At 55.5% G+C, this 4,105-nt stretch carries 5 protein-coding genes; 3 read left to right on the forward strand and 2 right to left on the reverse strand.

The window, feature by feature from the left end:
* On the forward strand, positions 1 to 218 hold a 218-nt coding region (locus IBT46_RS27510; protein WP_234480323.1), incomplete at its 5' end, for a hypothetical protein.
* 92 nt (positions 219 to 310) lie between these two features.
* On the opposite strand, the gene IBT46_RS26895 is transcribed toward IBT46_RS27510, so the two are convergent.
* A complete protein-coding gene (locus tag IBT46_RS26895; protein ID WP_200548114.1) occupies positions 311 to 1,327 on the reverse strand; it encodes a bile acid:sodium symporter family protein in 1,017 nt (338 codons plus the stop codon).
* Between the two features lie 94 nt (positions 1,328 to 1,421).
* On the opposite strand from IBT46_RS26895, the gene IBT46_RS26900 reads away from it, so the two are divergent.
* Together IBT46_RS26900 and IBT46_RS26905 are read left to right on the forward strand one after the other, a co-directional pair.
* Positions 1,422 to 2,342, forward strand: a complete 921-nt coding sequence (locus IBT46_RS26900; protein ID WP_200548115.1) for a LysR family transcriptional regulator — start codon at positions 1,422 to 1,424, stop codon at positions 2,340 to 2,342.
* A 190-nt stretch (positions 2,343 to 2,532) separates the two neighbouring features.
* Positions 2,533 to 3,381, forward strand: coding sequence for a DMT family transporter (locus IBT46_RS26905; protein ID WP_200548116.1), 849 nt, complete (start codon positions 2,533 to 2,535; stop codon positions 3,379 to 3,381).
* A 3-nt stretch (positions 3,382 to 3,384) separates the two neighbouring features.
* Here the strand turns inward: IBT46_RS26905 and IBT46_RS26910 are convergent, their stop codons facing one another.
* Positions 3,385 to 3,885: an Lrp/AsnC family transcriptional regulator gene (locus IBT46_RS26910; RefSeq protein WP_200548117.1), complete on the reverse strand. Its 501-nt coding sequence runs from the start codon at positions 3,883 to 3,885 to the stop codon at positions 3,385 to 3,387.
* Positions 3,886 to 4,105 lie beyond the last annotated feature (220 nt).

The following is a 4,105-nucleotide window of genomic DNA, read 5'->3' on the forward strand; positions in this document are numbered from 1 at the left end:
AACCGAAGGCACCGCAAAGCGGCGCGAGGACCGCCCGGCAGCCGCAGAGGCTGTTCACCAGCACCCGTGCGCCAGCCATTCAGCAAAAAAGTCAGTATCATCGACTGGTGCCGAAACCGAAGGCACCGCAAAGCGGCGTGAGGACCGCCCGGCAGCCGCAGAGGCTGTTCCCCAGCCCACCATGCGCCAGCCATCCAGAAAAAATTAAACCTCAGTAACTTAAAATTGCAGCCAAGAAAATAGCCGCTCCAAAATGAAGCGGCTATTTCAGCATTCCGACAGGTCACAGGCTAAACGCTCTGCAACCAGATTACTTCTGTGACTCCACCAGCGGCTTACCCGCTGCTGCCGATTGCGCCGCCAGCTTCTCGCCCGATTTTTTATAACGCTGGGCCAGCATCGAACACACCATCAACTGCACCTGATGGAAAATCATCAACGGCAGCACGATAATCCCCACCGCCGATGACGGGAACAGAATATTCGCCATCGGAACCCCGTTCGCCAGACTCTTCTTCGAGCCGCAGAACAGAATGGTAATTTCATCCGCCCGATTGAAGCCAAACAGACGCGCCGCAGCAAGGTTGATAGCCAGAATCAGGAACAGCAGAACCAGGCTGCCGACCACAATCCACAGCAGAGTACTGACGCCAACGCGCGTCCAGATACCGTTCACCACCGCTTCACTGAAGGCAGAGTAGACCACCAGCAGAATCGATGCCTGATCGGTCTGGCCGATAAGCTTACGGTTTCTTTCCACCCACTCACCAATCCAGCGGCGGGAAATATGCCCGACAACAAACGGCACCAGCAGCTGCAGCATAATCTTACCGATCTGCTCAAAATTACCGGTGGCCGCATCGCTATTCACATTCATCAGCAGGCCAACCAGCAGAGGCGAAACAAATACTCCCAGCAAACTGGATGCCGATGCGCTGCAAACCGCAGCCGCAACGTTACCGCCAGCCAGCGAGGTCAGGGCAATCGACGACTGTACGGTAGCAGGCAGAATGCACAGATACATAAAGCCGGTGTAGATCTCGGTACTGAGCGGCAGCGGATGCCACCAGACCAGCAGCATACCGAGCGCCGGGAAGATAACGAAGGTGCTGAACATCACCCACAGATGCAGCCGCCAGTGGCCGCCGCCGGCAATAATCTTCTCTTTCGAGAGTTTGGCACCGTGCATAAAGAACAGCAGGGCAATTGCGGCAGTGGTCAGCCATTCAAAAAAATCAACGAAGTGGCCGCGTGCAGGGAGGAAAGAAGCCAGCAGGACGGTGGCGATCAGTTTCAGCATCAGCGGATCGAGACGAAATTTACCCATTGTTAAAGCCTTGTTATACAAACAAGCGGCTATTGTGCGACGGGCAGGTTTAGAAATAAAATTGATTTATTAAATGAATATATGAGAAGAATCGATGAATTACACGTTGCGTCAGCTTCGGGTGTTTGTGGCCGTTGCCGCACAGGGCAGCTTCAGCCAGGCAGGGCAGGCGATAGGCCTGAGTCAGTCAGCGGTCAGCCACAGTATTAAAGAGCTGGAAGGGGAGATGGGGATTCGTCTGCTTGACCGCACAACGCGTGAGGTCGTGCTGACGGAGGCCGGAGAGCAGCTCGCCAGCAGGCTGGAACATCTGCTGGAGGAGTTAAACAACACCCTGCTGGATGTACGCAGCTACGGCCAGCAGCGCAGCGGTACGGTGCGCGTTGCCGCCAGCCAGACCATTTCAGCACATCTGATGCCCCAGTGCCTTGCTGCCGGGCAGCTGAACTATCCCGAAATCCGGGTGATGCTGCGCGATCGCCCGCAGCAGTGGGTGCTGCAAAGCATTCGTAATGCCGAAGTCGACTTCGGCATCGTTATTGGCCCGCTGCATTCGGACGATCTGGAGTGTGAAGCCATTCTCGATGAACCCTTCCTGCTGCTGTGCCGGATGGACGATCCGCTGGCGCAGCAGCAAACCATTCACTGGCATATGCTCAACCAGCGCACGCTGGTACTACAGGATTACGCCTCCGGAAGCCGGGTACTGATTGATGAAGCGCTGCGCCAGCAGCAGGTACAGGCTGATATCGCGCAGGAAATTGGTCATCCGGCCACGCTTTACCCAATGGTGGAAGCGGGGATTGGCATCAGCATTCTGCCTGCGCTGGCACTGCCGCTGCCGCAGGGAAGGCCGCTGATGGTCAGAAGGTTAGTGCCGGAAATCAACCGCACTATTATGCTGGTGCGGCGTAAGAATCGTTCGCTGACCCCCGCTGCCGAGGCCATCTGGCAGGAGGTTCGTCAGCAGGCCGCGCTGTTGACGGAGCAGCGCAATTTGACGCCGCCGTACTAAGCGGGCAGACGGCAATGTTGACGCCGGGATGGCCAAAGCCTGACGATAATGCCTCCGTTGGCACAGGTAAGTTTTTGCCTCACGGACGGTGGAAACTTGAAGATAAAAATCATTTAAACCTGATTTATGAGAAAACGACTCGCCGCTGCGGTTTACAATTCTCTATCCCTCTCTTTTATGAATAGATTCAATGCAGAGCAATCGTAATTTGCCTTTTGTTGCCGCCTTTGCCGGGATGATTTCCGTGCAGTCCGGGGCGGCCTTCGCCAAGACCCTTTTCCCCTTAGTGGGCAGCGACGGGGTGGCAGCATTGCGCCTGGGAATCTCAGCCATTGTCCTGCTGGCTGTCTTTCGTCCCTGGAACATCAAAAAAGGCGATATTTCATGGCCTTCAATATTGCTTTATGGCGTTATTCTGGCGCTGATGAACCTGCTGATTTACCGCGCCTTTGCTTATATTCCAGTGAGTATTGCGATTTCTATTGAAGTGATGGGGCCGCTGCTGGCCGCGCTGCTCACTTCGCGGCAAAAGTCCGATCTGATCTGGATTGCACTCTCAGCCCTGGCGATGGTGCTGCTGGCCGCCGGGGATGTAAAAGGGGAAATCGATCTGCGTGGCGTCGGGTTCTCGCTGGCGGCGGCGATGTTTTGGGGGCTTTATGTGATTATCGGCCGGCGGGTTTCCGGCGGTGGCGGGCGTTCTGTGGCGATTGGCATGACGATTGCGGCGTGCATCGCGGTGCCGCCGGGAACCGTTCAGGCCGGGATGGCGCTGTTCTCGCCCGAAGTCCTGCTGGTGGGCTTTAGTGTGGCGGTGCTGTCGAGCATGTTGCCGTTCCTGCTGGATATGTACGCCATGCGCTGGCTGCCTTCACGGGTGTTTGGCGTGCTGCTGAGCGGCTCTCCGGCGGTCAGCGCTATTGCAGGGTGGCTGGTTCTGCACGAAACCCTGACCCTGATTCAGTGCCTTGGTATTGCCTGCGTGATGGCCGCCTGCGCCGGGTGCGCGCTGTTTTCCCGGCAGAAAACGGCATCGTGACCGTTATGGCCTGTCGTCCAGATCGAATAATGGAATTTTCAGGCCAGTTTTCACCGGGTCGAGTACGATCAGCGTGCGGTAGGTCAGAATATCCATGTTATCGGCAAAATGTTGCCTGACCAGCTGTTCGAAGTGCTGTAAGTCGCGGGAAATCATAATGATGATAAAGGAGACGCCGCCGTTAACGAAGTAGCACTGCTGGATCTCCTCCACGTTGCGAAAATAGCGTTTTGCCCGATCCATCACCAGGCTGCGATCTTCAACCAGCCGCGATTCAATCACCGCGGTGATCGGATTCCCCACCGTTGCCGGATCGATCACCGCAACATGACTATTAATCACGCCTTTCTCTTCCAGTCGGCTGATGCGCCGTTGAATTGAGGGTGTGGAAAGCCCCACCTGTTCTGCTATGGCCGAATGCGGCAGGTGATTATTGCTTTGCAGGATGTCGAGGATCGCAAGGTCGAAGCGGTCCAGGTCGTTTTTGGTGATTTTTTTTCTCATTATTAGAATGAATTCGGTGCTTTTGAGTTGGTGTGGCGAGTGAATTGATTATCAGGTCGGGAAACTTTACCACAGTGGGTGAGGGGAGGTATCTAAGCGGTGGTTGGCGAATTTATCTTTTTTGCTGTGAAGATTACGCAGGCTGGTTTTTCCCCCGCCCGAATTGCACATAGCAAAAAGGCGCCTTTAGGGCGCCTTCTTAACACTGGTGGGTCGTGCA

The sequence above is a fragment of the Erwinia sp. S38 genome (genome assembly GCF_016624545.1).
Taxonomy (GTDB): Bacteria; Pseudomonadota; Gammaproteobacteria; order Enterobacterales; family Enterobacteriaceae; genus Erwinia; species Erwinia coffeiphila.

Coding starts and splice junctions, on each gene's coding strand:
- IBT46_RS26895 (WP_200548114.1), bottom strand. CDS start 1,327: ATGGGTAAATTTCGTCTCGATCCGCTGATGCTGAAACTGATCGCCACC.
- IBT46_RS26900 (WP_200548115.1), top strand. CDS start 1,422: ATGAATTACACGTTGCGTCAGCTTCGGGTGTTTGTGGCCGTTGCCGCA.
- IBT46_RS26905 (WP_200548116.1), top strand. CDS start 2,533: ATGCAGAGCAATCGTAATTTGCCTTTTGTTGCCGCCTTTGCCGGGATG.
- IBT46_RS26910 (WP_200548117.1), bottom strand. CDS start 3,885: ATGAGAAAAAAAATCACCAAAAACGACCTGGACCGCTTCGACCTTGCG.